We start from the raw sequence: 2,240 nt of genomic DNA, 5'->3' as shown, positions 1-2,240 counted from the left end.
GGTTGTTGACGCCAACCCATTCGGAAGGACCACCGATGACCGACGACATGATGAACCTGCGCACGCTCGTGGAGAAGACCCCAGATGCCGATCTCTTGCGGGAGATGATCGGCTTTGCCGCCGAGCGGCTGATGGAACTGGAGGTGGGCGCGGCCACCGGCGCCGCCTATGGCGAGAAGAACCCGCTTCGTCTCGCCCAGCGCAACGGCTACCGGGAACGCGACTGGGAGACGCGGGCCGGGACGGTCGAGCTGCGCATCCCAAAGCTCAGGAAGGGAAGCTACTTTCCGGGCTTCCTCGAACCGCGCCGCATGGCCGAGAAGGCGCTGACCGCCGTCATCCAAGAAGCCTCACATGAGGAAGTTTGGGTCAAGTAGATACTTCATGATCCCATTGGAACTTGCCTTCTTCATCGGATCCGCGGTCTGAGCCCGGTTATATGACGCGGCTCTCCTATCCGAGCCTGATCAACCTCACATCCGGTCGCCGCTCGGGGCGGCCGCACCAATATCCCGCATTCTGCGGGCAAGGGCTCAGGAGGACGAGACCATTCTACGTCACGGCGTTTTTGGCCAAGCTTCCTGCCGGTTCGTCCGCCTGGATCCGCCAGGGCTGATCAGGCCCTGAGGAATGGATCATAATGTGATCGCCAGTTTACTGGCAGTTGGCTTTCGTCACCGCTCCCTCGATGACGACGCCGGCGTTGATATATTTCCACAGGGCAACCAGCAGCTTGCGCGCGAGCGCGACGATCGTGGACTTCTTGAAGCGGCCGGCACTTCGGTGCACCCGATCCTGGAACCAGCGAGCTAGTGCGGACTCTGGTTGGTAGCGCAGCCACAGCCAGGCCAGTTCGATCATCGTTGTTCGCATTCGGGGATTGCCGGCCTTCGAGACGCCCTGTTCGCGGTCAATTGATCCGCTCTGCCAAGGCGTTGGCGCGAGGCCTGCATAAGCGGCGACCTGTCTTCGATTGTCGAAGTGTCGGAATAAGCCCTCTGTATGGAGGATTGCCGCGAACTCAGGGCCGATCCCCCTGATATCGGTCAGCATCGCTGCCGGCGCAGGCATGGTCGCCTTCTCCTTGGCCAGAAGCGCATCTCGCTCGATCTCTACCGCCTTGATCTGTTTGAGCAGCAACTCCAACCGATCGAGTTCACGGCAGATCTGAGCCTTCAGATGGACAGGCAGCGCCCGGCCGTCGCCGGTCCTAAGTTCCTCAAGGCGCTTCCGCCGATCGCGGTGCAGCGGCTCGTAATCGGAGATCCCTTGGCTGAAAAGCAACCCCTTGAGGCGATTGACATGAAGCACTCGCTCGGCGATCAGCACCTTGCGTTCGCGCGTGATGCGACGTCGGTCCTCCTCCTCGATTGTTGGCACCCTGACCATTGAGCAGACGCGCGGTTCCCCTCGCTTGTATGCCAAAAGCGTACGCACCAGTGTCTCGCCATCGATTCGGTCGGTCTTTGCTCGACGCCGCCGGCGCGAGATCGCAATCGAAGCCGGATCAACGATATGGCTTTCGATCCCCTCGGTCCCCAGCATACGATGGATCCAGAAGCCGTCGAGCCCGGCCTCCTGGATTACAATAATCGGAAAGCAGCGCCCGGTCCGAGCCCGCGCCTTCCTGCTGAGCTCGGCAAACCGCTCCAGCAGTCCAGCGATGTCGCCGCCCGCCAGCGAATGCATCGATATCTTCTCGCCGCCACCCGGCGATAGCGACGTTACCAGCCAAGTCGTTTTGCTCAATTCCATTGACACGAAAATCGCGCCAAGATCCGTGCGGATAGCGGCAGGGCTGCGGGTCGGTCGGCTGTAATAAGCATGGTTATCCTCCGAGACTGTGCATTGGCAACCTCACTCTGGCAGAGTGTGCAGGTCGTTATCCACTCCTCATGGGATCTACGTCCAGGGCATCTCGACGCGCTCGGTGGACGATCTCGTCAAGGCCATGGGCATGAGCGGCATCTCCAAGAGCCAGGTCTCGCGGCTGTGCGAAGAGATCGACGGCAAGGTGAAGGCCTTCCTCGAACGGCCGATCGAGGGCGATTGGCCCTACCTGTGGATTGACGCGACTTATCTGAAGGTGCGCCGCGGCGGGCGCATCGTCTCGGTCGCCATCATCATTGCGGTCGGCGTCAATTCCGACGGCCGGCGCGAGGTGCTGGGCATGGAGATCGGCACCTCCGAGGCCGAGCCGATCTGGACGGAGTTCCTGCGCAAGCTGACCCGTCGCGGGC

The 2,240-nt window shown here is 61.6% G+C and carries 1 protein-coding gene and 2 pseudogenes; 2 read left to right on the top strand and 1 reads right to left on the bottom strand.

Going from position 1 to position 2,240, the window contains the following annotated elements; genetic code table 11:
- Positions 1–35: 35 nt before the first annotated feature.
- A pseudogene (locus EOA27_RS32825) lies at positions 36–350 on the top strand (transposase); the annotation flags it as partial.
- A 304-nt stretch (positions 351–654) separates the two neighbouring features.
- Here the strand turns inward: EOA27_RS32825 and EOA27_RS32820 are convergent.
- The gene (locus EOA27_RS32820) at positions 655–1,755 is read right to left on the bottom strand and encodes an IS110 family transposase (protein ID WP_127258343.1); all 1,101 of its coding nucleotides are present in this window, start codon (positions 1,753–1,755) and stop codon (positions 655–657) included.
- A 148-nt stretch (positions 1,756–1,903) separates the two neighbouring features.
- On the opposite strand from EOA27_RS32820, the pseudogene EOA27_RS32815 reads away from it, so the two are divergent.
- Positions 1,904–2,240 (top strand): annotated as a pseudogene (locus tag EOA27_RS32815) (transposase); the annotation flags it as partial.

This window comes from Mesorhizobium sp. M2A.F.Ca.ET.037.01.1.1 (assembly GCF_003998075.1).
In the GTDB taxonomy this organism is placed as follows: Bacteria; Pseudomonadota; Alphaproteobacteria; order Rhizobiales; family Rhizobiaceae; genus Mesorhizobium.
Note: the sequence above shows the minus strand (reverse complement) of the source record. Positions and strands in the feature narration are given on the sequence as shown.

Bases quoted from the DNA above. Each gene is read 5' to 3' on its own strand.
- EOA27_RS32820 (WP_127258343.1), bottom strand. From the start codon at position 1,755: ATGGAATTGAGCAAAACGACTTGGCTGGTAACGTCGCTATCGCCGGGT.